Origin of the sequence: Maribacter litopenaei (assembly GCF_025244665.1) — a bacterium.
Taxonomy (GTDB): Bacteria; Bacteroidota; Bacteroidia; order Flavobacteriales; family Flavobacteriaceae; genus Maribacter; species Maribacter litopenaei.
The window spans coordinates 487,582-513,458 of sequence record NZ_CP104205.1; the positions used below are offsets into that span (position 1 = coordinate 487,582).

The following is a 25,877-nucleotide window of genomic DNA, read 5'->3' on the forward strand; positions in this document are numbered from 1 at the left end:
TTTATGGTTAAAAGAAAAACTGCCATCAAGATTAGGAAAGCCCATCGGTATTTGGGAATTTTTCTTGGGATACAATTCTTGTTCTCGGATCGTTAGTGGTCTCTATTTCAGTTGGACTGATATAGATGAGATACACGGAGATCATTTTAGAAGGACCCCTTCTGAAATTGTAGCCTTTGAGAACCTCTTTGGCTTGGATGAAATTACCAAGGATATTTCCGTTTCATCCATAGCGCTAAGAAATATTGCAGGCGAACCTTATTACTGGATCAACCATGAATTTTTGTACAATGCCAAAACGGGTGCTTTAAAAAAGGAAATCGACGAAAAGGAGGCTTTGGGAATTGCCGCTGCCAATATGATGCCGGAATTAAAGGTTTCCCATGTAGAGCGATTGAACGAGGTGGGCACGCATAGCGAGTATAGAGGAAGACCCTTACCTGCTTTCGCCATACATTATGATCATGACGAAAATGTGATAGCGTATGTATCCATAAAAGATGGGGCCTTCCAAACACTTCGGCATAGGGATTGGCGTTGGTTCGATTTTCTTTGGATGACACATACCATGGATTATGAGGGAAGGGATGATTTTAATACCCTAGTGCTAAGAGCCTTCTCCCTATTGGGGTTGATAACAGTCCTTAGTGGTTTTTTACTTTGGTTTACAAGTTCTCCAACCGTAAGAAAAATTAGAAAATAGTGCATATTTAGATAACTTAATCAAAATAATCATGAATAAAAATGTGATTTATATTGTAATCGCTCTCATTATAGGAGTTGTAGTGGGAGGGTTCATATTTGGAAGTTTCATGGTGGAAACTGATAGTGGTGATTTAGTACATGAACATTCAGAAGAATCTGGGCAAATGTGGACCTGCTCCATGCACCCTCAGATAATGCAACCGGAACCGGGTGATTGTCCTATATGTGGTATGGATTTGATTCCTGCGAAATCTGATGGAGAGGGTTTTGCCCTAAATGAAATCAAGATGACCGAAAATGCCATGGCCTTGGCCAACATAGGTACCACTGTCATTGGAGAAGGGAATTCCGGCGAAGGACAAAAAATCACATTATCAGGTCAGATTAAGGTCAATGAGGAAGCAGAGGCGGTTCAATCCAGTTATTTTGATGGCCGTTTGGAACAATTGAACATTTCTTATGAAGGGCAAGAAGTAAACAAGGGGGCTCTTTTGGCAACCATTTATGCGCCTAACCTGGTGGCGGCACAACAGGAATTGATAAGCTCCTTATCCTTAAAGGAATCGCAACCGGCGCTTTATGAAGCGGTAAGAAAGAAATTGAAATTATGGAAACTAACCGATAATCAAATAATTGCCATTGAAAAGAGTCAAAAGGTTCAGGAATATTTTCCAATATATGCTACGGTTTCGGAACCGTTGCCGAAAAAATGGTTTCAGAGGGGGACTATGTAAAACAAGGGCAACCCCTTTTGAAATTGGCGAATTTGAATTCGGTTTGGGCAGAATTTGATGTTTATGAAAATCAGATAGCCTCCTTAAAGAAAGGCCAAAAAATTACCATGTTCAGCAATGCATATCCAAATAAGGAATTTGAGGCTGCCATTAGTTTTATTGACCCTATCCTTAACGAGCAATCTCGAACAGTGGCCATGAGGGCCACTATTAAAAATAGCGATGGAATATTAAAACCCGGGATGTTTATGAGGGGTGAGATTCAAAACAATTCCGAGAGTTCATCCATTTTAAACGTTCCATCCGCTGCAGTACTATGGACGGGTGAACGCTCCATAGTATACATAAAAGTGAATCCCAATGCCCCCGTTTTTGAAATGAGGGAGGTTGTGCTTGGTAATAGGATTGGTGATTATTATGAAGTGCTTTCAGGTCTTCAAATTGGCGACGAAGTGGTTACAAATGGTACTTTCACTATCGATGCGGCCGCTCAGTTACAGGGTAAAAGATTCATGATGAATGAAGATACGAAACTTGAAGCCAGCTCAGAAAATATGGTGGATATGAAACTCAAATTCCCAACCTCTTTTCAAAAGGATTTTAAGGATATATTGCCGCTATATTTAGATATTAAGAACGCTTTAGTGGAAAGTAATAAGGATGAAGTCAGCCTAGAGTCGCGGAAATTATTAGTACAATTAAACGCAATTGATATCGATGGTTTGGGCAACATGGAAAAGGAGCATATTAGTAATATAGTTGAAAGGGTCAAAAATATCGCCAGTGCCAAGGACATTGAAAACCAACGTGATAATTTTGTAATCCTTAACGAGAATATTGTTCCTGTGGCCATGAACATGAATGACCTGAGTACCCCTGTTTTTGTTCAAAAATGCCCTATGGCCAATGATAATAAAGGAGCTTTTTGGTTGAGTATGGAAAAGGAAATCCGCAATCCGTATTATGGTGCTGAAATGCTTACCTGCGGAAGCATCGTTGATTCGATTCGATAAATATTTCCAAATTATATCATTTCAATATTAAGAGCAAGTGCCTCCTAAAGGGGTAAAACTCTTCAATTTCATCTATTTTATATTTACTTAGGATGCTCTAGTCCTATCAAATTTTGTAAGGAATAATTAATAATTAATTGAAACTACTACATAATCCTAATGTTTGCTCTTTTGATTTTGAGATATAAAATTGTCTTGATTCCTTGAATGTTTTCTTGTGGTATCAATCAGTTAATTTTTTAGAAATCTGCGGATAATAGTTAAATATTTATTAAATTTTGCGAAATATTTAATAAATAACAGTGTGAATTACACACTTGTCAATAGTTGATTCGATAGGTAATGAATTGCCGGATTCAGTTAAAAAAACTTAAAATTCATGAATTTGATAGTTCTTAAGGGTGTTAATTTGCAAGAGTTTAATTCTGTTAAGGTAGTTTTAAGAAATGAAAAAAAATTAACATAAAATTTGGTTGCCCGGTATATCGGAAATATGCTTGGTTACACTTTGAAAATAATTCATTTTAACTAACAACAATCAATATTAACTTAAACCTAATTTTTTTATGAAGAGTACATTCTTAAAGGGTCTTTTGCTTTTTGGAGCGTTTTTATGCTTTGGACTGGTAAAAGCTCAAACCGTAACGGGTACAGTTTCAGACCGAGACCGATCCATTGCCCGGTGCCAGTGTTTTAATTAAGGGTACTACTACAGGTACCCAAACGGATTTTGACGGTAATTATACATTGGACAACGTAGATGACAACGCTACCTTGGTATTTAGTTACATCGGTTTTAAGACACTTGAAGTTGCCGTGAATGGCCAATCAACTATTGATGTAACCATGGAAGAGGATGCCAGTAAATTGGATGAAGTAGTTGTCACTGGGTATGGATCACAGGCCAAAAAGGATTTGACCGGTTCAGTATCCGTAGTGGATACGGAAGAACTTTTGGCTGTTCCTGCAACTACATTTGCCCAACAACTTCAAGGTAGGGCCGCTGGTGTTAGTATTATCAACGATGCCAGGCCTGGAGGTGAAGCAACGGTGAGAATTCGTGGTTTCGGTACAGTTGGTAACAATGCACCATTATACATCATTGATGGTGTTCCTACACAGGCGCAGGCGAACTTAAACCCAAATGACATAGAATCCCTTCAAATTCTAAAGGATGCCTCTGCTGCATCCATTTATGGTTCAAGGGCGGCAAACGGGGTTATCATTATTACGACCAAAAAAGGGAAAATGGGAAAACCAACAATCTCCTATAACTCATTTTATGGGATAGGTTCTCCTGAAAAGGATCCGAGAGGCTTTAAACGCTCGGGAACTAGGTGAGTATCTTTATTTAGCAGACCTTTACGCCGGAAAAACACCAAGCCATGGACAGTATACATTTGGGCCCAATGGCGAAGTTACCATTCCAGATTATGTGTTTCCTAGTGGTGCCAACGAAGGTGATGCAGGTACCGATCCAAGTTTGTACGCCTTAGAAGAAGGCAATATATATGCCATTACACGTTCCGCTGATACGGATTGGTGGGACGCGGTTACACGTTCTGCACCTGTACAACAACATAATATATCAGCCTCCGGTGCTACGGAAAATGCAAGATATGCATTTACCTTAGGATATTTTGAGCAGGACTATTTGGTGAAATTTGCGAGTTATAATAGGGTTTCTTTGAGGGCAAATACGGAATTCAAGGCTATAGATGGAAAGTTGACGATTGGTGAGAATTTCACTGCCTCATTTGATAATCAGAAGGGTAACTTCCAAAATGACCAAGAACAAAATGCAGTTTCCGCAGCTTACAAGCACCATCCACTGCTTCCAATTTACGATATTGCTGGAAATTTTGCAGGTAGTAGGGGAGCCAATTTAGGAAACAATTTTAACCCTTATGCCGTTTTGGCAAGAGATCAGGATGATAGAACATACAGGTTGCGTCTTTTGGGGAATGTATTTGCCAATTACGCCATTACTCCAAATCTAAGTATTCGTTCCAGTTTTGGTGCAGACGTAAGAGCACAAAGAAATAGGGATTTGGGCAGGCCCCAACCTGAATATGTAGAAGGAAACTTTATCAATAGTTCAACCGCAAGGGAGGAATATGAGTATCAATGGACATGGACCAATAGTTTGGAATACACAAAAACCTTCAATGAGGTTCATAATTTCAAAGCCTTTGTGGGTGTTGAGAGTATACAGCAATTTGAGGAAAGATTTGGTGCTTCAAGGCAGCGTTTTGCTTTTGAAACGACAAATATCCTGAGTTATTTGGACTTAGGAAACGCCACTACATCCACTAATTATGGGTTTGTTGAACAAGATTATTCCTTATGATCCCAATTTGGAAGATTGGATTACGATTATGATGGTAAATATCTAGCGCAGGTAACTTTGAGAAATGACTCATCTTCTAGATTTCAATCGGCTTCTCGAAGTGCTGTATTCCCGGCATTTAGTTTAGGATGGAGGGTTTCTGATGAAAAGTTTATGGACAATGTGGGATGGATTGATGACTTTAAGATTAGGTATGGCTGGGGTCAAACAGGTAATCAACAGATCGGTGATTACAATGCCTTTACTACTTATCAATCCAATATAGGAACTGGCGGTTATCCAATAGACGGTAACCCCTCTTCGCCGGCTATTGGTTTTCAAACACAAGCATTTGGTAACCCAAACGCAAAATGGGAAACAACTACAACTAACAACATTGGTTTTGACCTTAATATGTTGCAAAACAGGTTGACTTTCTCTTTAGATGCATACAGTAGGGTTACAACCGATATGTTGTTCCAAATTCCTCCAACATATACTGCAGGACAGGCGGAAGCCCCAAGATTCAATGTAGGTGGTATTACCAATAAGGGGGTGGAATTTAATTTAGGGTTTAGTGATCGAAAAGGCGATTTCGGATATAGTGTGAATACAAACTTCACACATTACACAAACAATGTGGACAAACTTGATGATAACCCATCCACTCGTTTCCTAGGCGGATCCGGAAGGGTTCCGTCATTGACAGTTACCCAAGCAGGTTCACCCCTTTCCTCTTTCTTCGGTTTTAAGACCGTTGGAATTTTTCAATCCCAAGCGGAAGCAGATGCTTGGCCGGAGTATGGGTCTTATAATGCTCCTGGTAAGTTAAAGGTGGCTGATATAAATGGTGATGGTGTAATCAATGATGATGACAGGACGGTCATTGGTAACCCTCATCCAGATTTTGTATATGGTATAAACATAGACCTTACCTATAAAAATTTGGCTTTGAACATTTTTGGTAATGGCTCCCAAGGAAATGACATTTACAACTATGTAAGGTATTTTGCAGATTTTAACACTTTTCAGGGTAATCGCTCAAGAAGAGCCTTGTACGGTGCTTGGCAACCTACAAACCCTCAAGCAGACCCAAGTACATGGGTAGCTGCAAATCCAGGTGCTACCGTGCCTATTATGGACGCCAACGACCAGGTAAGTAGCCGTCCATCATCCTACTTTGTTGAAGATGGTAGTTATTTTAGAATTAAGAATGTTCAGCTTACGTATAATTTTGGTGAAAACTTATTGGATGCTATTCCTGGAATTTCAAGAGCTTCGGTTTATATCCAGGGTCAGAACTTGGCTACATGGACAAAATATTCAGGGTTGAATCCTGAAATCCAAACACCAAATAGTATAGATATAGGTTACGATGGAGGGTTCATGCCCGTTGCAAGAACTTTTCTTTTGGGACTTAATGTAACTTTAAATTAAAAAAATTATGTTAGATACAAGTATTATGAAAAAGAGGAATTTTATACTAGGGATCTTGCTCGCCATGTTGATTTTGGTGATTGGCTGTAGTGATGATTATTTGAATAGGGAGCCAGAAGGCCGTTTTAGCGAAAGTGATGTAGCCACTGCGGACGGTGTTGAAGGCCTTCTTATAGCGGCTTATACAATGGTCCTGGAGGCGGACTTACTGGTCAAACTTGGCATAATGACATTCATAGCTGGGTATTCAATATAGCGTCTGATGATGCTCTAAAGGGAACGGATGCAGGTGATCAACCTGAACAGTCGTTTATAGAAGCTTACGATTTTCAGGCATTTAATGTACACATACGCGATAAATGGAGGGGATTATACAAAGGTGTTGCGGCTGCCAATAATGTAATTAATACGTTGGCTCTCGTTGAGGAAGGTATACCTGACGCCGGAAGGGAACAAATCATTGCGGAAGCACGATTTTTGAGAGGTCTTTTTCATTTTGAAGCTAGAAAAATGTGGCGCTCACCTGTCTATATTAGTGATGAGAATTTTGTTCTCAATGATTTGGAGAGTACCAAAATTCCAAATGACCGTGAAATATGGCCATTTATTGAGGCAGACTTTGAAGCTGCAGCGTCTGTGTTACCTGCTGAGCAAGGTCAAGTTGGTAGACCAACAAGTTGGGCTGCGAAGGCATTTTTGGGAAAAGCAAAAATGTATCAAGGATGGGATGCAAATGGTTCTGCTAATACTTCAAAATTGCAAGAAGCGAAAACTATCTTTGATGACATAATTAACAATGGACCTTTTCAGTTAATGGAGAAATTCGAAGACAATTTTTTGGTTGCCACTCGTAACAATGCGGAATCAATTTTTGAAGTTCAATATGCCATCAACAGTGCTACAGGTGATGCAGCTAATAGGGGTATTGGTTTGGCTCATCCCTATACAGACCCTTGGGGTTGTTGTGGATTTTACCAAGCATCGCAAAACTTGGTGAATGCTTATCAAACTGAAAATGGACTACCTTTATTGGATACATTCGATGACACGGATGTTTCCGCGGATACCAATCCTGACGGTTCTTCAGTCGTTACGACTACGTTAGATCCAAGATTGGACCATACGGTAGGTAGACCTGGAATACTTTACAAGGGATTCAAAATTTATCAGACTGATTTTGTAAGAGACCTATCTTATGCAGGATCGTTTTTCTCTATGAAACACGTAGCAGAGCCTGAGTTCTTTGGTCAAGGAGGTTGGGGTAACTTATCCGCCAATAACTACAGGATTATGAGGTTGGATATGATTTACCTATGGCTTGCAGAGGCAGAAGTAGAATTAGGTAATTTAGAAAGGGCTAGAGAGCTTGTTAACATAATTAGGACTAGGGCGGCCAATCCGGATGGTTTTGTTCCAAGTGCGATACAAGGAGCCGAGCGGAATGACTTTACTATTGAAGAAGGAGTTCCTGCGGCGAATTATGATATAGCTACCTATGATACCCCTTGGACAGATCAGGATGTAGCAAGAAAAGCTGTGCGCTTTGAGTCTCGTTTGGAGTTTGCGTTAGAAGGACATAGGTTTTTTGACCTTCAACGCTGGGGAATATCAGCGGAAGTGTTGAATGCTTACATCGCAAGCGAGTCGGAACATCGTTCATATCTACAAGGCCGTTCCTTTACAGAAGGTAAGCACGAGTTCTTTCCAATACCTTTGGAGGCCATAGATCGTTCTGCTTTGGATGGACAGCCAACATTGACCCAAGACCCGGCCTATTAATAACCATTTATTATAATTAAATAAAGCCTGGAAGATTATTCTTCCGGGCTTTTCTTTTTGTAGTTTAATCTAGATATCTGTTTTGATGATAGAATTAACAACGAATAGCCTGCTTGCTTTAAGAAAAATCCTTTTTCTTTTGGATAATTTGAAGACTCAGGTCAAATTGTTTTCAAATTCTTGTAAAGTTTGATATGGGTGTATTGATTGCATTTCTAGTTAGAATGGCACTATCAATTAAGAATTTAAGATATTCTTGTAAAATTCATGAATTTTACAAGATTTGATCTTTATTACTAAGTAAACGACTGATTTTTAACGTAACTTGTTTGAGTAGTAAGGGCTACAAAATTGTTAGAGTTAGTTTATTTAATTTCAAAAAAAAGGTAGTATAGGTTCCCATACTACCTTTTTCTATTATTATAATCATAGAAATATCTTTACGATTCTTCATTCAATTGCTTAATGAAATAGGAAGGAAGTATTCCTTGTCTTTTTTTAAAGGCGGCATTAAAAGTGTTTAAATTGTTATAACCTATGGAGGATGCTATATAACTTAGTTTTCTATTCCGGAAATCTTCATCCTGTACTAATCTTGTCAATAGATAATTTATTCTGAGCTCGTTTATATAATTATTGAAATTAGAGCCCTTTTCAATATTTATGACTTGGGAGAGGTATTTTGGGTTGGTCTTTAGCTTTTCTGCCAATTGATGTAGATTACAATTGGAGTCAATAAAAAAATGTTCCTTTTCAAGTTTTTTCAACCGCTCAAGAATAATGTCCTTTACGTTTTCGTCAAGCACAGTGTTCGTTTTGTCATCAATTTTTGCGTCGGATTTTTTAATGATGGTAGTATGGCTATTTGTATTTAATTGTGCTTCTAAATTTTCAATAGTCCTTCTATAAATGACCCTATTTTTTTCTTTGATTTTTACATAAGTAATCCCTATAAACAATCCGATGACCAAAAAGGATACAAGAGCAGTAATGATGGCAGTGAGCTTAGCTTTTTGTGACTCGTTTTCCAATTCCAGCGCTTGTTGTTTTTGACCAGCCTCCTTAATCTTTCTTCTGGTCTCAAGAATAATGATGCGTTGCTCCTTTTCATTATTAAAAAGTGAATCTTTAATAACATCATATAGGATCTTATTTTCGCTTACTTTATCAGGTCTATCCATCCTTTTGTAAAGATCCATTAGGATAAGGCTATTAGATTTTATAACATCAAAAGCATTGATGTTTTCTGCTGCGTCTATACTCTTTTCGTACGTAAAAATGGCGCTTGCGGTATCTTGGGATTTTAGATATAGTTCCGCCTGAATCATGAGTGCCCTGGGTAACCTAAACCGGTAGTTGTTGGCGTTTACCATCGTAATAGCTTGGTCCAAATAGTTTTGAGCAAGTTTGTAATCCCCATTGGACATATAAATGTCCGCCATGTTCATGTATACTATGCTTTGTATATAACTTCCTGGGGAATATAGTTCTTTCTCAATTTTCAAATAGAAATCATAAGCTTTTAGAGCGGCCTCCCTATCTCCAAGCTTTGCGGACATTCGTGCTATTTCATCCACTTTCTGAAAAATGTAGTGGGTGTCTTTCTGTTTTATAATGTAATCCAAACCTTTTAAGCAATGCTCCAAGGCTTTCTGATAGTTCTCCAAGCGAAGATAATAATGGGACAAGGCGGCATGGGCCTTTGATAAAATAAATTCATTCCCCGTGTTTTCCGCAATATCCAAAAGTTTAAGACCCGTTTCCAAAGCCCTGTCGTATTCTCCTTTTTCCGTATGGATGTCCGACTTTAAAGTTTCGAATTCTGCATAGGTTTCTGGATACTTTCTATAACTTATAGCTTGTTCCAAACCTTTAATTACTTCCATGGAACGATTAAAATCACCTTGAATAAAGAATAAGTAGGCCATGTTGTATTTGGCCTTGTATATTCCATTTTGATAATTTAATTCCTGGGATACCGTCAATGCCTCTTTGTTGAAGCTTTTGGCTATTTCAATGTTGCGATATTTATAGAGATGGCAGAGTTGAAGTAGGATGTCTGCCTTTTCTTTTCCAACGGCGTTATCCTTCATTGCGGTTAGCGTATTGATTTCCTCGTATTTATTTTGGTTTTTTGTTTCAGAAACCAACTTTTCAATACGATTAAAATAATCGCTTATACTATCATTTTTTTGTTTTTGGGAAAAAACGAATGAGTGAATCGTTATAAAAACAGTAACGAGTATTTTGGAGCTTTTGTTCAAACCGTCATTATCAACCTTAAGAGCATCCTAAATTATAAAATATACTGGTCAAATGCTATATATTGATTCGTATTGAATGAGGTATTTAAGTGTCCACTTATGCATCTATTTAATTATCAGAAAATTGATTTAGCTTAAATTGGTTGAGGAAGCCAAGATTTTAATTTGGGACATTCTATGTTTTAAATAAAAAAACCCTCCAACAAGGAGGGTTTTTTTGTAAATCGTACATTTTAATCTATAATCGAAATTTTAGATAGTTTATATTAAGCCAAACAAGGCCAATAAAGATCCCACGGCAACTACGGCCAAAAAGGCGTTCATTGCGATAATTAGAATTGACAAGTAAGCGTCAACCCCGGTTTTAAATGATAAATTGTTCATGACATTACCTACTTTAAAGTTATTTATAATAAGTTACGGACAAATGACTTTTTAATTGTACGCAATGTTGTCTAGCAGGCTTTTGGAGTGGTGTAGGGCCCAAATTTTGTAGTTGGTTTATCCCTAAATTCTGCATTACATCGGCAAAACAATACTTTTGGCCGATGTTTTTTAAGTTAAAAAGGGTATGTCCGATCAGGACACACCCTTAGTCTATTAAATTCTATAAATTTCGATTTTAAATAAGACCTATCCAGTCTAAAATCAAGGCAATGGGTATGGCGACCAATATACCTATAAGACAGGCAATCATAAATTTTAAAAAACCATTGAGGAGTTTTACTCCAAAAGATAGTTCCTGTTCCATAATCCTAAATAGTGTTGTTTATTACAATATACCGATTTTAGATCAAAGATTCCGGAAAACAGTAGTTTAATTCGATTAAGGGAGTAAAATATCCCGTTAAAAACGAAAATTCTAAAGGCTATTTTTTTTACTAAATGGATTTGCCATGGCAATTCTAGGTTTCAATGTGTCCAAGGCTTTGTTGTTGCTTTTGGGTCTGTTCCTTTTATCAATAGGGGGTTCCAATAAACTTGAATCGATTTTGATAGAGTCAATATTTTCCTGGGGTGTTCCATTTTTATTTCCTCTGCCATTTACTAAGGAATCCCAACAGGAAGAAAGGGAAATAGCAAGTAATAAAATATAAAGGAATTTGGCGAATTTCATCCTCAATGAGACATTGATTACTTTAATAATGTACGTACCCCTTCCATGATTTGGATGCTTGCCCCTGTGTTATTTAAGATATATTGGGAATTAATGGCCCCTATTCTTTTGCACTCGTTAACGTTTGCAAACAAACGATTGGTTACCTCTTTAAACTCTTCTTGGTTTTTAATTGGAAGTATTCCTCCTAGCCGAACCAAATCCTCGGCCTCCAAAAATCCCTGATAATTATGGTCCTATAATTACTGGTATCCCAAAAACTGCCGGTTCCAAGGTGTTATGAAGACCTGTGGCAAATCCACCACCAACGTAAGCAAGGGTCGCATAGCTATATATTTTAGTCAGTATGCCAATAGTGTCCAAGATCAAAACCTGGGTATCCTCTAACGGTTTAGTGGCGAGTTTGGTAAACAATTGGGTCTTTTTACCAATAGAATGGAAAAGACTATTAATATGGTTCTCTTTTATATTATGGGGTGCAATAATGAACTTTCGGTCATCAGGTGCATTATTGATGTACTCTATAAGTATACTTTCGTCCTCCGGCCAAGTACTGCCGGCAACCAAACAATCATCTCCTTTGCAGAAACTTTCGAGAATGTCCACAGAGTTGTCTCTTTGAAGTATTTCTGATACCCGATCCAATCGGGTATCGCCAGCAACATTCACATTATTGATTCCAATATTGTTAAGCAATTGCATTGATGTCTTGTCTTGAACATATATGTGTGAAAACCTACCCAAGACCTTGCGCATAAAACCGCCGTAATTTTTAAAGTAAATTTTGTCCGGCTTGAATCGCGCTGAAATCAGAAGCGTTGGGATTCTTCTTTTCTTCAATGCGTATAAATAATTTGGCCAGATCTCGTATTTTATAAAAATGGCCAGTGCAGGTCTTGCAGCATCCAAGAAAGAGGTTACTTTGGTTGGAATATCCACTGGAAGGTATGATGTTATATCTGCGGGTGAAGAGTTCTTTTTAACCTCATATCCTGAGGGTGAAAAAAAGGTCAATAGAATTTTATAATTTGGATATTCCAATTTCAATTTTTCCGAATAGGCAATCCCTGTTCATATTCTCCCAAGGATGCTGCATGTATCCAAATGACCTTATCATTATTAGAAATATTGTTTTTTAGGGTCTCTAGAATATTCCTTCGGCCTCGAACGAATTTAGAAATCTTAGGGTTGGCAAGACCAACCAATTTTAGGATTTGCCAGGATAATGAAACTACAAAGGAATAGAGATGGCGCAAATTGATTTGTTTTGGACTAAATTACGGTTCTTTCAAGAAAATCATTGTGGCACGTTTCGTATTTTTGCACTACTTCATTTAATTCAATGAAATGAAAAAAATACAAATGGTAGATCTTGGTGGTCAGTACCAGGAAATAAAGGAACAGGTCAATAAGTCTATTTCCCAAATATTGGAATCCGCTTCCTTTATTAATGATCGGAAGTGCATGCCTTTCAAAATGAACTAGAGGATTATCTCGGTTGTGAAAAACGTAATTCCTTGTGCCAATGGAACTGATGCGTTGCAAATTGCCATGATGGGACTTGGTTTAAAACCTGGGGACGAAGTTATTACGGCCGATTTTACCTTTGCGGCAACAGTAGAGGTTATTGCTTTATTGCAACTTACTCCGGTTTTGGTGGATGTAGATTTAGATACTTTTAATATCGATGTAAAGGCTGTTGAAAATGCCATAACCCCAAAAACAAAAGCAATTGTCCCCGTTCACCTATTTGGTCAATGCGCCAATATGGATGCAATCATGGCATTGGCTGAAAAGCATAATTTGTTTGTAATCGAAGACAATGCCCAAGCCATTGGAGCTAAATATTTGTCGGCTGATGGAACAAAGAAAATGGCGGGCACCATTGGACATGTGGGAGCCACTTCCTTTTTCCCATCAAAAAATTTGGGATGCTATGGAGATGGGGGAGCTATTTTCACTAATGATGATGATTTGGCCCATATCATTAGGGGTATGGTAAACCATGGTATGTACGAGCGGTATCACCATGATGTTGTTGGGGTAAATTCCAGGTTAGACTCCATACAGGCAGCCGTACTTCGAGCAAAGCTTCCAAAATTGGATGGGTATTGTAATGCACGTAGAACAGCCGCTAAGAAGTACAATTCAGCATTAAAAAATCAAGAAAATATTGTGCTTCCAAAAACGGTGAATTCATGTGAAGGTATTTGCGATACCTGTGATTGCCATGTGTTTCATCAATACACCTTGCGGATTACGAACGGAAAGCGGGATGGTTTGGTCAAGTTTTTAGGTGAAAACAATATTCCATGTGGAATCTATTATCCTATTCCATTGCACAGGCAGAAGGCATACTTGGATGAGCGCTATAACGAAGCCGATTTTAAAGTGACCAATCAATTGGTAGAAGAAGTAATTTCTTTGCCTATGCACACAGAACTTGATGATGAACAAATAACCTTCATTACTGATAAGGTTATCGAGTTTATGAAAGAATAAGCAATAGATAAAGTACTTTTCGTCCTGATAAAATAAGATGATGCAAATACTTGTAACTGGCGGACTTGGTTTTATAGGTTCCCATACGGTTGTAGAACTTCAAGCAAAAGGATTTGAGGTCGTAGTAATAGATGATTGCTCCAATGCAGATGAAAAAGTGCTGGATGGTATTGAAAAAATATCCGGCAAAAAACCAATTTTCGAAAAATTGGATTTAAAGGATAGGGGCAAAGTGGAGGACTTTTTTCATAGATATCCCGATGTGGAGGGCGTTATCCATTTTGCGGCTTCCAAAGCTGTTGGTGAAAGTGTGGAAAAGCCTTTGCTGTACTATGAGAATAACATCGGGACCTTAGTCTACATTCTTAAGGAGTTAAGCAAAAAAAATAAGGCAAGTTTCATTTTCAGTTCTTCTTGTACTGTATATGGGCAGGCGGATAAAATGCCAATTACCGAAGATGCTCCGGTAAAAGAGGCGGAGTCCCCATATGGTAACACAAAGCAAATTGGTGAGGAAATTATAAGTGATACTTGTAAAGTGACCCCCAATTTAAATGCAATAGCTTTAAGGTATTTTAATCCTATGGGGGCACATCCCAGTGCCGAGATTGGTGAATTGCCCATTGGTGTGCCACAGAACTTGGTTCCTTTTATTACCCGGACCGGTGTTGGTCTGAGAAAGGAATTGTCCGTATTTGGAGATGACTACCCAACTGAGGATGGTACCTGTATTCGGGATTATATTTATGTTGTGGACTTGGCAAAGGCCCATGTGGTGGCCTTGGAACGATTATTGGCTTCCAAGAATCCAAAAAATTATGAGGTTTTTAATGTAGGTACGGGAAAAGGTAGTTCCGTTTTGGAAGTCATTGGCAGTTTTGAGAAGGTTTACGGAAAAAAATTGAATTACAGAATAGTTGGCAGAAGACAAGGAGATATTACAACCGCCTATGCGGATACCACGAAGGCGAATAATGAGTTAGGTTGGAAATCAATATACTCTTTGGACGACGCCATGGAATCTGCATGGAAATGGGAACAAAAAATTAGAAATTGATTTCCTAGATTTGGGAAGCACTATAAGGGGAAATATAGCTATATTTCCCCTTATTTAATACATATAAGTATCGTATGAAAAATCCGCTGTTATCTTTAATGTTATTGGTCATGGGCATCATAAGTGCACAGGACACCTATCTGCAATGTGGCAAAATTCCGGATGTGGAATCGGGCAAGATTCTTAATGAACAGACCATCGTGGTATCCGACGGAAAAATTAAAAGCATCCAAAACGGGTTTGTCTCAGGGTCGGACTCCGACAAAATAGTGGATTTAAAGTCAAAGACCATCTTACCTGGATTTATAGATATGCATGTTCATATTGAGGGTGAATCGAGTCCATCCAGATATTTGGAGCGGTTTACAAAAAATGAAGCGGATGTTGCCTTCCAATCCACCATTTATGCAAAGAAAACCTTGATGGCCGGATTTACTACCGTTCGTGATTTAGGCGGGTCCGGCGTTAATATCGCTCTAAGAAACGCAATCAACAAAGGTACTATTGTAGGGCCGAGAATTTTCACCGCGGGCAAATCCATTGCTACTACAGGCGGACATGCGGATCCAACAAACGGTACCAGGGATGACCTTATGGGGGATCCTGGGCCAAAGGAAGGAGTGGTCAATTCTCCTGAAGACGGCAAAAAGGCGGTGCGCCAACGTTATAAAAATGGAGCTGATGTAATTAAGATAACCGCTACGGGAGGTGTATTGAGCGTTGCTAAAAATGGGCAAAACCCTCAATTTACGATTGAGGAAATCAAGGCGATCACAGAAACGGCCAAAGATTATGGGATGTTAACTGCTGCCCATGCACATGGTGATGAGGGTATGCAACGGGCCATAAAGGGAGGTATAAAGACCATTGAGCATGGTACACTAATGTCCGAAGAGACCATGGATTTGATGATACAATATAATACTTACCTTGTCCCCACGATTTCAGCTGGTCAGGAAGCAGCCAGATTGGCGAAGATACCAGGATATTTTCCACCTGTGGTCGCCAAAAAGGCTTTGGAAATTGGTCCTATTCAGAGAAAACCTTTGCTAAGGCCTACAAAAAAGGGGTTCCAATTGCTTTTGGTACCGACTCCGGTGTTTCGCCACATGGGGAAAACGGCAAGGAATTCGGGTATATGCATCGAGCGGGAATGCCAATCCTACAAACTTTACAAGCAGCCACTATTACTAACGCCAACCTCTTGGGTATAGATAATTTAGGTCAAATTAAGGAAGGCTTTATCGCCGATATTGTGGCGGTCGATGAAAATCCATTACAGAATGTTGATACCTTGGAAAAGGTAGTTTTTGTAATGAAAGAAGGCCAAATCTTTAAATCTGAATAATAGTTTGCTAATTTAAGTGAAGGGTACTGATATATTGAGCTTGTTGCTCAAGTCAAAAGAGGAAAATCTTTTTGTCAACTTGCTAAAGCAGTTGGAAAAAGACTTCCATTTGGCCAACATTTCCTTTAAACTGCCCGATGATATTTCGCCTGAAAATTTGGCTGTTTTCGTCAAGGAGAAATTGTATGTATTGCTTATGGAGCGATTTGATGAATATTTAAATCTTCTCTATGTTATTGATGTTTCGGAAAATGTACTCAAGAAAATAGAAGTCGTGGATGCCGTAGATGTGGCGGAGAAAGTATCTTTTTTGGTATTAAAGAGGGAATATGATAAAGTACATCTTAAAAGGAAGTACGGACGTAATTCTTAAAAATAAACCCTTATAAATGGGAGCAGGGCATTCGCGTAAATGCTCTCATTTTCCCGGTACAATAAATTGTATCTAAGTCCGACGGTAACATTGTATGAGCTGTAACCAGCTCCAATAAAAAGTGCTGGAGACCAATAGTTGTCCTCGATATAATTTGGTATGGCCTCATATGTTCTATTAATCCGAAGTTGCTCAAATTCTGCGGATAGCTGTAGTTCAGGTATGGGGTTGTAAAGGGATATGATACTTCCTCCATAGGCCAAAAGTTTATCATCATTGAATTTGGCATAATTGAAATTAAGACTGGCCCCTGCAGAAAATTCATTGGTAAAGGGGTAAATGGCACTTGGGGAAACCGAGGCATTGAAACCTCCATTGAAAAATCCCAATCCCAAACTTCCACCAAATCGAACACGATTCAAAAAATTGGAATTATTGTCAAAGTATTGGGCAAAGGTCATATGGGTCAAAAGGGAAATAAAACAGGTAAAAATGATTTTTTTTATCATCCTTTTTTAAAATTTGTTTTAAACATTAAATTTTTTCAATATTACTAAGCAACATTCCGTTAGATATAGTAAATGTTGTATTTTTGTACAAATTTCTTCTAAAGATACAGAAAGTAATTCATGGATAAATATTCCTTTTTGAATGCTGTTCATACCTCCTATTTTTCCGAGTTATATGATAAGTATTTAATAAATCCGGATAGTATTGAGCCAAGCTGGCGAGCCTTTTTTCAGGGATTTGATTTTGGTATAGAGAGTTCGCTGGACGAACTGGATATCGACCCTGAAAACCGAAGTACTGTAACCATTAATGGCAACCAAGTTGAAATGCCGAGAATCCTTGCAGAAGGAGTTCCAAGTAATCAGGTTGATAGATGGATATAGAAGCAGGGGTCATCTTTTTACGAAAACAAACCCGGTTAGGGAAAGAAGGCAATATGAGCCTACGCTGTCCATTGAGAATTTTGGTCTCATGGAAGCCGATTTAGATACGGTCTTTAATGCCGGCGATATTATCGGAATAGGTCCCAGCACTTTGCGAGAAATTATCAACCATTTGACCAGCATCTATTGCGATTCGATAGGTGTTGAGTATATGTATATTAGAAAACCCGAAAGAATCAAATGGATACAGAACTGGATCAATGTCAATGACAATCACCCTAATTTCAATCCGGAAAGGAAAAAGCATATTCTAAAGAAATTGAATCAGGCTGTTTCCTTTGAGGGATTTTTACATACCAAATATGTAGGGCAGAAACGGTTTTCGCTAGAAGGTAACGAATCTTTGATTCCAGCTTTGGATGTCATTGTGGAACGTGCTGCGGAAATGGGGGTTAAACAGTTTGTGATGGGCATGGCCCACAGGGGTCGATTGAATGTGTTGACCAACATTTTTGGAAAATCCGCTAAGGATATTTTTAGTGAGTTCGACGGAAAGGATTACGAGCAAGAGATTTTTGATGGTGACGTTAAATACCATTTGGGCTGGATCTCGGATAGAATGTCCGATAACGGCAATCAGATTCGGATGAACATTGCCCCAAACCCATCCCATTTGGAAACAGTGGGTGCGGTGGTAGAAGGTATTGCCAGGGCAAAACAAGATGCCCATTATCAGGACGATTTTTCTAAAGTACTTCCCATCGTGGTGCATGGAGATGCCGCCATTGCCGGGCAAGGTTTGGTATATGAAGTGGTTCAAATGGCCAGTTTGGATGGTTATAGGACTGGGGGTACAATCCATATCGTTGTAAATAACCGGATAGGATTTACGACGAATTATTTGGACGCCGAAGTTCTACCTACTGTACGGATGTTGGTAAAGTTACCTTGAGTCCAGTGTTACACGTAAACGCGGATGATGCGGAAGCAGTGGTTCATGCGGCCTTATTCGCACTGGAATATAGGATGCAGTTTGATCAAGATGTATTTATAGACCTGTTAGGCTATAGAAAGTATGGTCACAATGAGGGTGATGAGCCACGATTTACACAACCGAAATTGTACAAGGCCATCGCTAAGCATATGAATCCGCGGGATATTTATGCTGAACGTTTAATAAAGGAAGGTGTCATAAACGACGGTTACGTGGCCGAGCTAGAAAAACAGTACAAAGATAGCTTGGAGGTAAAACTTGAGGACTCAAGAAAAGAGGACAAGACGGTCATTACTCCTTTTATGGCAGATGAGTGGAAAGGCTTTGAAAATGTACGGGAATGGGAAATGATGGATCCCATCGATACTACATTCGATAAGGATAAACTAACCGAAATAGCCAAAGTTATTACTGAACTGCCGAAAGGTAAGAAGTTCTTGCGCAAGGTAGAAAAGCTGGTAAAGGATCGTCATAAAATGTTCTTTGAAGACGATTCATTGGATTGGGCAATGGGTGAACTTTTGGCTTATGGAACTTTACTTCAGGAAGGTTTTGGTGTTCGTATGTCCGGTCAGGATGTCGAAAGGGGAACTTTCTCGCATAGGCATGCCGTTATGAAAGTCGAGGAAAGCGAGGAAGAGGTTCTATTGCTCAATAATATTTCCAAGGAACAGGGAAGGTTTCAAATTTATAATTCATTGCTTTCGGAATATGGTGTAGTGGGATTTGATTATGGATATGCGATGGCCAGCCCCAATACATTGACAATTTGGGAAGCTCAATTTGGGGACTTTAGCAATGGTGCCCAAATTATGATCGACCAATATATTTCTGCTGCAGAGGATAAATGGAAGCTTCAGAATGGTCTCGGTAATGTTGTTGCCGCATGGTTATGAGGGGCAAGGGGCCGAGCATTCCTCGGCGAGGATGGAAAGGTATCTTCAATTATGTGCAAGAGACAATATGTACATCGCCGATGTGACTACCCCGGCCCGGATATTTCACATCTTAAGAAGGCAGATGAAGGCGAATTTTAGAAAACCGCTTATTATCTTTACCCCAAAGAGTTTATTGAGGCACCCAAAAGCAGTTTCAACTGTTGAAGAATTGGCCAATGGAAGTTTTAAGGAAGTTATTGACGATGTCACCGCAGATGTCAAAAAAGTAAAAACCCTGGTTTTCTGTACTGGTAAGTTTTATTATGACCTGCTTGCCGTAAAAGAGGAGTTAAATAGAGAAGATGTTGCACTGGTTAGATTGGAACAATTGTTTCCTTTGCCGGACAAAAAAATGAAAGATATCATTGCCAAATATAAAAATGCGGACGATATTGTTTGGGCGCAGGAAGAGCCAAGAAACATGGGGGCATGGAGCCACTTAATGATGCACTTTAGTGATGTAAATAAATTCAGGGTTGCATCTCGAAGATTTTACGCGGCCCCTGCGGCGGGTAGTGCGGTAAGGTCAAAAGCCGAGACACCAGCAAGTAATCGATTATGTCTTTGATAAGACCAAGGATAACATGTCCAAACCAAAATAATAGGATTTAAGAATAGCAAATTATAGAAAGAATGATTTTAGAAATGAAAGTTCCCTCACCAGGGGAGTCCATAACTGAAGTTGAGATAGCCGAGTGGTTGGTCGAGGATGGCGATTACGTGGAGAAGGACCAGGCTATTGCTGAGGTAGATTCAGATAAGGCTACGTTGGAGTTACCAGCAGAGGCCAGCGGAACCATTACGTTGAAGGCAGAGGTAGGCGATGCCGTGGCCGTTGGAGCTGTGGTTTGTCTTATAGACACGGGAGCTGAAAAACCCGATGGGGCCAGTAAGGCCGCAAGTACCGCCACTGGAGGGGATGAGGGTTCCTCAAGTAATGCAGAAAAAGATTTAGACAAACAAAAGGCAAACAAGGATAAAAAGGAGGACAGTGAAAAGGCTCCACAACCTGCACAAGCAAAAGAAACATATGCTTCGGTGTTGCTTCTCCCGCTGCTAAGAAAATTCTAAACGAAAAAGGAATTGATGCTTCAGGAGTTTCGGGCACAGGTAGAGACGGTAGAATTACCAAGTCAGATGCCATGAACGCCAAACCTTCCATGGGCTCGCCTGTGACTGGAGGGAATCGCGGGGAAACCAGGTCTAAACTGTCAATGCTAAGAAGAAAGGTGGCAGAAAGATTGGTATCCGCTAAAAATGAAACGGCTATGTTGACCACCTTTAACGAGGTTGATATGACCCCTATTTTTGAGTTGCGAAATAAATATAAGGATGACTTTAAAGAGAGACACGGTGTTAGTCTTGGCTTTATGTCCTTCTTTACAAGGGCCGTCGTGAGAGCTTTGCAGATGTATCCTGCCGTGAATTCCATGATTGATGGTAAGGAAATGATATCCTATGATTTTTGTGATATCAGTATAGCTGTTTCGGGCCCAAAGGGATTGATGGTTCCTGTTATTAGAAATGCGGAAAATCTTACGTTTAGAGGAATTGAAGCTGAGGTGAAACGATTGGCAATAAGGGCACGGGAAGGTGAAATTACTGTGGATGAGATGACTGGTGGAACCTTTACCATTACCAACGGTGGCGTGTTCGGTTCTATGTTGTCCACTCCTATTATTAACCCGCCACAAAGTGCTATTTTGGGAATGCATAATATTGTAGAACGTCCTATTGCAAGGGATGGAGCCATTGCCATTGCGCCTATCATGTATGTTGCTCTTTCATATGATCATCGTATCATAGATGGCAAGGAATCGGTTGGATTTTTGGTTGCAGTAAAGGAAGCTTTGGAAAGTCCGGAGGAATTGTTAATGGACAATGATGTGAAAAAGGCATTGGAAATGTAAAATCACATATTCCTTAAGTATTTGAAAAAGCATCGAAATTCGGTGCTTTTTTCATTATATCATTTTTTGACTTTTAGATAAAGGGCTTTCTTTTTGTAATCAATAATGGCCTTGCCCTTGTCGAGCACATCTGCTCCGATAATTCCATCAACAGGTTCGGCGTCGTGGGTTATTAGTGCCGTATTTACATGGACAAGGTCGAAGAGTACAATTTTCAATTTTTTATGGTGCCATTTACCAATTTCTATTGAATTCTTCTTGGAAGTCGATGTTTCCATGTCTGTGGCACCGGCTCCGGCAGCTTTTATTTTTGATTCTTTTGATTTTAATTTGAAATAGGCGATTCTATCAGAGCCAATGCAGGTATTGGAAGCCCCGGTATCAAGAATAAACCTACCGGCATTACCGTTTATTTTGGCCGAAAGTTCCGGATGATGGGTCTTGGTCATGGTTAAGGGTATTTTGTGGTATCCCTTTTTCTTTAAATACTTCTTGAGTGAGCTCATTGAAAGATTTTTATTCCTAAACATGAAATAGTATGCCTGTGTTAGACATTAAAGAATCAAAGATAAGCCTATTTTTGCGCTATGATTATAACTGATACACATACTCATTTGTATAGCGAAGCATTTGATGCGGATCGGGATAGCATAATTCAAAGGGCCATAGATCAAGGGGTTACCCGATTTTTTGTTCCTGCAATCGACTCTACCTATACTGGCAGGATGCTCAAATTGAAGGATAGCTACCCGGAGAATGTATTTTTAATGGCCGGGCTTCATCCTACTCATGTGAAGAAAGATTTTGAGGGGGAAATAAAGCACGTGGAACAATTGGTAAAAGAACATCAATATTGTGCGATTGGGGAAATAGGAATCGATTTATATTGGGACAAAAGCCTTTTAGAAGAACAAAAGGAAGCTTTTGGAAAACAGATAAAATTGGCAAAAAAACTTCATCTTCCAATAGTAATACATTGCAGGGATGCTTTTGATGAAGTTTTTGAGGTGTTGGAGAGCGAAAATGGTAGTGGTTTAAGAGGGATTTTTCATTGCTTTACTGGAAATTTGGAGCAAGCCCATAGGGCATTGTCTTACAATATGAAATTAGGTATAGGAGGCGTGGTAACTTTCAAAAACGGGAAAATCGACACTTTTTTAAGTCAAATTGACCTAAGTAATATTGTTTTGGAAACTGATGCTCCTTACTTGGCCCCAATGCCCTATAGGGGAAAGCGAAATGAAAGCGCATATGTTATGAATGTATTAAAAAAGGTAGCTTTATTGTACGACATGGATGAGGAAGAAGTGGCAAAAGTGACCACAGAAAACTCAATGGAAGTATTCGGAATCTAATTTCTAAAGGGTAGGTTTGGACAAGAGAAAAATTTTATTGTTGTATACAGGGGGCACCATCGGTATGGTCAAAGACTACAAAACTGGAGCATTAAAATCCTTTGATTTCAATAAGCTTTTGAAGCACGTTCCGGAACTTAATCAGCTGGATTGTTCCATAGATTCGATTTCTTTTGATAATCCCTTGGATTCTTCCAACATGAATCCAAAGGAGTGGGTCAGGATAGTATCTATTATCGAGGAGCATTACACCAACTACGATGGATTTGTAGTCCTTCACGGCAGCGATACGATGAGCTATACCGCTTCCGCTCTTAGCTTTTTGTTGGAAAATCTGGATAAACCCGTTATTCTTACAGGTTCCCAACTGCCAATCGGAGATTTAAGGACAGACGCAAAGGAGAACCTTATTACCTCCATCCAGATTGCTGCTTTGCAAAATAAAGGCACTTCGGTCATTAAGGAAGTAGGATTATATTTTGAGTACAAACTGTATAGGGGGAATAGAACAACAAAAATAAATGCCGAGAATTTCAGGGCTTTTGCATCTCTCAATTATCCTCATTTAGCGGAATCGGGTGTTCATTTAAATGTTTTTCCCGAATACCTCCTCATAAAGAAGAACAATAAAAAATTGGTCGTCCATAAAAAAATGGATGAGAATGTTGCTTTGGTAAAATTATTTCCAGGTATGAACCCTTCAGTTCTAGAAAATGTTTTAAAAACAGACGGTTTAAAAGCCCTTATTTTGGAAACCTATGGATCTGGTAATGGGCCAACGGCTGATTGGTTTATAACTTCATTAAAAAAATCGATTGAAAATGGGTTGCATGTAATTAACGTCACGCAATGCTCCGGTGGTAGTGTGCTTATGGGTAAATATGAAACTAGCTCGGCCTTAAAGGATATGCAAGTTGTTAATGGTAAGGATATTACCACAGAGGCTGCTATTTCTAAGGCAATGTATATGTTGGGGAGCGGTGTGTCCAGTAAACACTTTAAGACTGTTTTTGAGACTTCCTTGCGCGGAGAAATGCGCTAAAATTAACGGGTATTATTTTATTGTCTAATATTTTTTTTGTTATTTGCCCCACCTTAAAAAAGGCTAAATTTAGAGAGGTGGCCGAGTGGTCGAAGGCGCACGCCTGGAAAGTGTGTATACACCAAAAGTGTATCGAGGGTTCGAATCCCTTCCTCTCTGCAAGTAAGTTTTACTTTTTTTATATTGATTTTTTTTTATCTTTAACCCTATTAACTAACTAATTTAAGTTTGAAAAAATGAAAAAATTATTTCCAAGCCTAGCTGTTGCTGGGGCGTTTGTAGCAGGTACAAATATGGTAAGTGCAAAAGTGGCGGCTGTAGCTTTGCTAGTTCAAGATGCGGCTCCTGAAGACGATAGAGGATTTACTCAAGTATTGAAAGAGCAGTTCATCCAAGGAGGGGCGGGCTTTATGGGAATTGTACTTTTGTGTTTGATTCTTGGTTTGGCCGTAGCAATTGAAAGAATTATTTACTTGAATATGGCTAGCACAAATACCGCTAAACTAAAACAACAAGTTGAAGATGCTTTGGCCTCAGGAGGTGTTGAAGCCGCTAAAGAGGTTTGTAGAAACACAAAAGGTCCTGTTGCCTCTATATATTACCAAGGTTTGGATAGGGCTGGAGAAAGTGTTGAGTCTGCTGAAAAAGCTGTTGTTGCCTATGGTGGTGTTCAAATGGGTCAATTGGAGAAAAACGTTTCTTGGTTGTCATTGTTTATCGCTATTGCACCGATGCTTGGTTTCATGGGTACGGTAATTGGTATGATTCAGGCCTTCCAAAAGATTGCTGCAGTGGGTAACTTAAGTGCTTCACTTATCGCAGGTGATATTCAGGTGGCGTTATTGACTACGGTATTTGGTCTTATTACGGCTATCATACTTCAAATCTTTTACAACTACATTATTGCAAAAATCGACAGTATTGTAAATGATATGGAGGATTCATCGATCACGTTGATCGACATGTTGGTAGACCACAAAAAATAAGTTCCACTTTAAATACCTAAAAATATTATGCAAAAAATAATAAAAATAGCATTGATTGTCATAGGCTTGCTAAGCGCGGTGCTTTGGTATATGTTGCCAAGTAGCGATATGCCTGCAGCCGAGGCAGCTCAAAGCGGTGCAATGAATGGAATGTTCATTATCACGTATATCCTTTTAGGAATTGCCGTGGTGGCCGCGTTATTATTCACGTTAAAGAATTTGTTTTCTAACCCTCAAGGTCTTAAAAAAACCCTGTTTGTTGTTGTTGGATTGGCTATAGTCGTTGGGATATCATACGTACTTTCAAGTGGTACGGACGTTGCACCGGAATATATGGCTATGTCCAGTGAATCAACAGTCAAGAAGATAGGAATGGGATTGAACGTATTTTTCATTTTAACGGTAGTTGCCGTTGTCTTGATGATAGTTCCTGGGGTTAAGAAACTATTCGGTAAATAAAAAAACTAATTATGGCTAGAAGAGCAGGAGCACCGAAGTAAATGCAGGTTCCATGGCGGACATAGCGTTTCTACTGCTCATCTTTTTCTTGGTAACGACTACTATAGAAACGGATGCAGGTTTGGATCGTATGTTGCCTCCAATTGAACCGCCAGATCAAGATGTTGTAATTAAGCAAAAGAATATCTTTCAGGTCAATATTAATAAAAATGGTCAATTGTTGGCTGACGATGAGTTGATCGAGATATCAAATTTAAGAGAGAAGGCAATGGCATTCTTGGATAACGGAGGTGCGCCACAAGGAAGTCCAGATTACTGTAGCTATTGCAAGGGAGCGAGGGATGCATCCTCTTCAGATAGTCCTGCAAAGGCGATTATCTCCTTAAAGAATGATAGGGAAACAAAGTATGCTACTTACATAACAGTTCAAAATGAATTGGTGGGAGCATATAATGACTTGAGGGATAGAGAGGCCCAAAGACTTTACGGGAAGAAATTTGTGGATATGGAAGCGGAATACCTTAACCCTGAAACTTCTGATGAAGTAAAGGATGAGCTTAAAGAAAAAGTTCAAAGGATTCAGGAATTATTTCCACAGAAATTATCTGAAGCTGAGACTACTACCAATTAATAAAGAAGAAA

General features: G+C 39.1%; 21 protein-coding genes, 1 tRNA gene and 5 pseudogenes. 20 read left to right on the plus strand and 7 right to left on the minus strand.

Features of this window, described 5'->3' with window-relative positions; all coding sequences use genetic code 11:
* Positions 1-3 precede the first annotated feature (3 nt).
* From NYZ99_RS02570 to NYZ99_RS02595, 7 genes and pseudogenes are all read left to right on the plus strand, one after another.
* Positions 4-703, plus strand: a pseudogene (locus tag NYZ99_RS02570) (hypothetical protein).
* A gap of 31 nt (positions 704-734) precedes the next feature.
* Positions 735-1,439 (plus strand): heavy metal-binding domain-containing protein, encoded by a 705-nt coding sequence (locus NYZ99_RS23145; protein ID WP_476738690.1) that lies wholly within the window; start codon positions 735-737, stop codon positions 1,437-1,439.
* Positions 1,415-2,452 carry an efflux RND transporter periplasmic adaptor subunit gene (locus tag NYZ99_RS02575; protein ID WP_476738691.1) on the plus strand — a complete coding sequence of 346 codons (1,038 nt, stop codon included), beginning with the start codon at positions 1,415-1,417 and terminating at the stop codon, positions 2,450-2,452. Before NYZ99_RS23145 ends, NYZ99_RS02575 begins: the two co-directional genes overlap by 25 nt.
* Positions 2,453-3,127: 675 nt before the next feature.
* Positions 3,128-3,793, plus strand: coding sequence for a TonB-dependent receptor plug domain-containing protein (locus NYZ99_RS02580; RefSeq protein ID WP_260573364.1), 666 nt, complete (start codon positions 3,128-3,130; stop codon positions 3,791-3,793).
* A 94-nt stretch (positions 3,794-3,887) separates the two neighbouring features.
* The gene (locus tag NYZ99_RS02585; RefSeq protein ID WP_260573365.1) at positions 3,888-4,802 is read left to right on the plus strand and encodes a TonB-dependent receptor; all 915 of its coding nucleotides are present in this window, start codon (positions 3,888-3,890) and stop codon (positions 4,800-4,802) included.
* 15 nt (positions 4,803-4,817) lie between these two features.
* Positions 4,818-6,218 carry a TonB-dependent receptor gene (locus NYZ99_RS02590; RefSeq protein WP_260573366.1) on the plus strand — a complete coding sequence of 467 codons (1,401 nt, stop codon included), beginning with the start codon at positions 4,818-4,820 and terminating at the stop codon, positions 6,216-6,218.
* Positions 6,219-6,566: 348 nt separating this feature from the next.
* Positions 6,567-7,997, plus strand: a complete 1,431-nt coding sequence (locus NYZ99_RS02595) for a RagB/SusD family nutrient uptake outer membrane protein (RefSeq protein ID WP_260575318.1) — start codon at positions 6,567-6,569, stop codon at positions 7,995-7,997.
* A gap of 440 nt (positions 7,998-8,437) precedes the next feature.
* Here the strand turns inward: NYZ99_RS02595 and NYZ99_RS02600 are convergent, their stop codons facing one another.
* Together NYZ99_RS02600 and NYZ99_RS02605 are read right to left on the minus strand one after the other, a co-directional pair.
* Complete coding sequence (locus NYZ99_RS02600) at positions 8,438-10,261, minus strand: helix-turn-helix domain-containing protein (protein WP_260573368.1); 1,824 nt, start codon at positions 10,259-10,261, stop codon at positions 8,438-8,440.
* A gap of 622 nt (positions 10,262-10,883) precedes the next feature.
* Entirely contained in the window at positions 10,884-11,012 is a 129-nt protein-coding gene (locus tag NYZ99_RS02605) for a hypothetical protein (RefSeq protein ID WP_260573369.1), read from the minus strand.
* Between the two features lie 145 nt (positions 11,013-11,157).
* Between NYZ99_RS02605 and NYZ99_RS02610 the strand changes: the two genes are divergently transcribed.
* On the plus strand, positions 11,158-11,358 hold the full coding sequence (locus NYZ99_RS02610; RefSeq protein ID WP_260573371.1) for a hypothetical protein: 201 nt from the start codon (positions 11,158-11,160) through the stop codon (positions 11,356-11,358).
* 37 nt (positions 11,359-11,395) lie between these two features.
* On the opposite strand, the gene NYZ99_RS21070 is transcribed toward NYZ99_RS02610, so the two are convergent.
* The 3 genes from NYZ99_RS21070 to NYZ99_RS21075 are packed head-to-tail and all read right to left on the minus strand — an operon-like array spanning position 11,396 to position 12,634.
* Positions 11,396-11,593 (minus strand): hypothetical protein, encoded by a 198-nt coding sequence (locus NYZ99_RS21070; RefSeq protein ID WP_338039254.1) that lies wholly within the window; start codon positions 11,591-11,593, stop codon positions 11,396-11,398.
* Between the two features lie 13 nt (positions 11,594-11,606).
* The gene (locus NYZ99_RS02615) at positions 11,607-12,419 is read right to left on the minus strand and encodes a 3-deoxy-D-manno-octulosonic acid transferase (RefSeq protein ID WP_338039255.1); all 813 of its coding nucleotides are present in this window, start codon (positions 12,417-12,419) and stop codon (positions 11,607-11,609) included.
* Between the two features lie 2 nt (positions 12,420-12,421).
* The gene (locus NYZ99_RS21075) at positions 12,422-12,634 is read right to left on the minus strand and encodes a hypothetical protein (RefSeq protein ID WP_338039256.1); all 213 of its coding nucleotides are present in this window, start codon (positions 12,632-12,634) and stop codon (positions 12,422-12,424) included.
* Positions 12,635-12,725: 91 nt separating this feature from the next.
* Here NYZ99_RS21075 and NYZ99_RS02620 point away from each other — a divergent pair.
* The 4 genes and pseudogenes from NYZ99_RS02620 (at position 12,726) to NYZ99_RS02635 (ending at position 16,658) form a co-directional block, all read left to right on the plus strand.
* A pseudogene (locus NYZ99_RS02620) lies at positions 12,726-13,880 on the plus strand (DegT/DnrJ/EryC1/StrS family aminotransferase).
* 37 nt (positions 13,881-13,917) lie between these two features.
* Positions 13,918-14,937 (plus strand): UDP-glucose 4-epimerase GalE, encoded by a 1,020-nt coding sequence (gene galE / locus NYZ99_RS02625; protein ID WP_260573379.1) that lies wholly within the window; start codon positions 13,918-13,920, stop codon positions 14,935-14,937.
* Positions 14,938-15,011: 74 nt separating this feature from the next.
* A pseudogene (locus NYZ99_RS02630) lies at positions 15,012-16,285 on the plus strand (metal-dependent hydrolase family protein).
* Positions 16,286-16,328: 43 nt separating this feature from the next.
* On the plus strand, positions 16,329-16,658 hold the full coding sequence (locus NYZ99_RS02635; RefSeq protein ID WP_260573385.1) for a hypothetical protein: 330 nt from the start codon (positions 16,329-16,331) through the stop codon (positions 16,656-16,658).
* On the opposite strand, the gene NYZ99_RS02640 is transcribed toward NYZ99_RS02635, so the two are convergent.
* Entirely contained in the window at positions 16,655-17,167 is a 513-nt protein-coding gene (locus NYZ99_RS02640) for an alpha-ketoglutarate decarboxylase (protein WP_260573387.1), read from the minus strand. The two genes, NYZ99_RS02635 and NYZ99_RS02640, sit on opposite strands and share 4 nt — an antisense overlap.
* 120 nt (positions 17,168-17,287) lie before the next feature.
* Between NYZ99_RS02640 and NYZ99_RS02645 the strand changes: the two are divergent.
* Together NYZ99_RS02645 and odhB are read left to right on the plus strand one after the other, a co-directional pair.
* Positions 17,288-20,085 (plus strand): annotated as a pseudogene (locus NYZ99_RS02645) (2-oxoglutarate dehydrogenase E1 component).
* Between the two features lie 31 nt (positions 20,086-20,116).
* A pseudogene (gene odhB, locus NYZ99_RS02650) lies at positions 20,117-21,393 on the plus strand (2-oxoglutarate dehydrogenase complex dihydrolipoyllysine-residue succinyltransferase).
* Positions 21,394-21,452: 59 nt separating this feature from the next.
* On the opposite strand, the gene NYZ99_RS02655 reads toward odhB, so the two are convergent.
* Positions 21,453-21,899 carry a retropepsin-like aspartic protease family protein gene (locus tag NYZ99_RS02655; protein WP_260573388.1) on the minus strand — a complete coding sequence of 149 codons (447 nt, stop codon included), beginning with the start codon at positions 21,897-21,899 and terminating at the stop codon, positions 21,453-21,455.
* An 81-nt stretch (positions 21,900-21,980) separates the two neighbouring features.
* Here NYZ99_RS02655 and NYZ99_RS02660 point away from each other — a divergent pair, with 81 nt between their 5' ends.
* From NYZ99_RS02660 to NYZ99_RS02685, 6 genes are all read left to right on the plus strand, one after another.
* Positions 21,981-22,748, plus strand: coding sequence for a TatD family hydrolase (locus NYZ99_RS02660; RefSeq protein WP_260573393.1), 768 nt, complete (start codon positions 21,981-21,983; stop codon positions 22,746-22,748).
* Between the two features lie 64 nt (positions 22,749-22,812).
* Entirely contained in the window at positions 22,813-23,790 is a 978-nt protein-coding gene (locus NYZ99_RS02665) for an asparaginase (protein WP_420845245.1), read from the plus strand.
* Between the two features lie 71 nt (positions 23,791-23,861).
* Positions 23,862-23,949 (plus strand) — tRNA-Ser (locus NYZ99_RS02670).
* Between the two features lie 77 nt (positions 23,950-24,026).
* Positions 24,027-24,776 carry a MotA/TolQ/ExbB proton channel family protein gene (locus NYZ99_RS02675; protein WP_260573397.1) on the plus strand — a complete coding sequence of 250 codons (750 nt, stop codon included), beginning with the start codon at positions 24,027-24,029 and terminating at the stop codon, positions 24,774-24,776.
* Positions 24,777-24,803: 27 nt separating this feature from the next.
* Positions 24,804-25,235 carry a hypothetical protein gene (locus tag NYZ99_RS02680; protein WP_260573398.1) on the plus strand — a complete coding sequence of 144 codons (432 nt, stop codon included), beginning with the start codon at positions 24,804-24,806 and terminating at the stop codon, positions 25,233-25,235.
* A 52-nt stretch (positions 25,236-25,287) separates the two neighbouring features.
* Positions 25,288-25,866 carry an ExbD/TolR family protein gene (locus NYZ99_RS02685; RefSeq protein ID WP_260573400.1) on the plus strand — a complete coding sequence of 193 codons (579 nt, stop codon included), beginning with the start codon at positions 25,288-25,290 and terminating at the stop codon, positions 25,864-25,866.
* Positions 25,867-25,877: the final 11 nt, after the last annotated feature.

Bases quoted from the DNA above. Each gene is read 5' to 3' on its own strand.
- NYZ99_RS02665 (WP_420845245.1), top strand. From the start codon at position 22,813: ATGGTCAAAGACTACAAAACTGGAGCATTAAAATCCTTTGATTTCAAT.
- NYZ99_RS02575 (WP_476738691.1), top strand. From the start codon at position 1,415: ATGGTTTCAGAGGGGGACTATGTAAAACAAGGGCAACCCCTTTTGAAA.
- NYZ99_RS02605 (WP_260573369.1), bottom strand. From the start codon at position 11,012: ATGGAACAGGAACTATCTTTTGGAGTAAAACTCCTCAATGGTTTTTTA.
- NYZ99_RS23145 (WP_476738690.1), top strand. From the start codon at position 735: ATGAATAAAAATGTGATTTATATTGTAATCGCTCTCATTATAGGAGTT.
- NYZ99_RS02640 (WP_260573387.1), bottom strand. From the start codon at position 17,167: ATGATAAAAAAAATCATTTTTACCTGTTTTATTTCCCTTTTGACCCAT.
- NYZ99_RS02680 (WP_260573398.1), top strand. From the start codon at position 24,804: ATGCAAAAAATAATAAAAATAGCATTGATTGTCATAGGCTTGCTAAGC.
- NYZ99_RS02685 (WP_260573400.1), top strand. From the start codon at position 25,288: ATGGCGGACATAGCGTTTCTACTGCTCATCTTTTTCTTGGTAACGACT.
- NYZ99_RS02655 (WP_260573388.1), bottom strand. From the start codon at position 21,899: ATGAGCTCACTCAAGAAGTATTTAAAGAAAAAGGGATACCACAAAATA.
- NYZ99_RS02675 (WP_260573397.1), top strand. From the start codon at position 24,027: ATGAAAAAATTATTTCCAAGCCTAGCTGTTGCTGGGGCGTTTGTAGCA.
- NYZ99_RS02660 (WP_260573393.1), top strand. From the start codon at position 21,981: ATGATTATAACTGATACACATACTCATTTGTATAGCGAAGCATTTGAT.
- NYZ99_RS02610 (WP_260573371.1), top strand. From the start codon at position 11,158: ATGGCAATTCTAGGTTTCAATGTGTCCAAGGCTTTGTTGTTGCTTTTG.
- galE (WP_260573379.1), top strand. From the start codon at position 13,918: ATGATGCAAATACTTGTAACTGGCGGACTTGGTTTTATAGGTTCCCAT.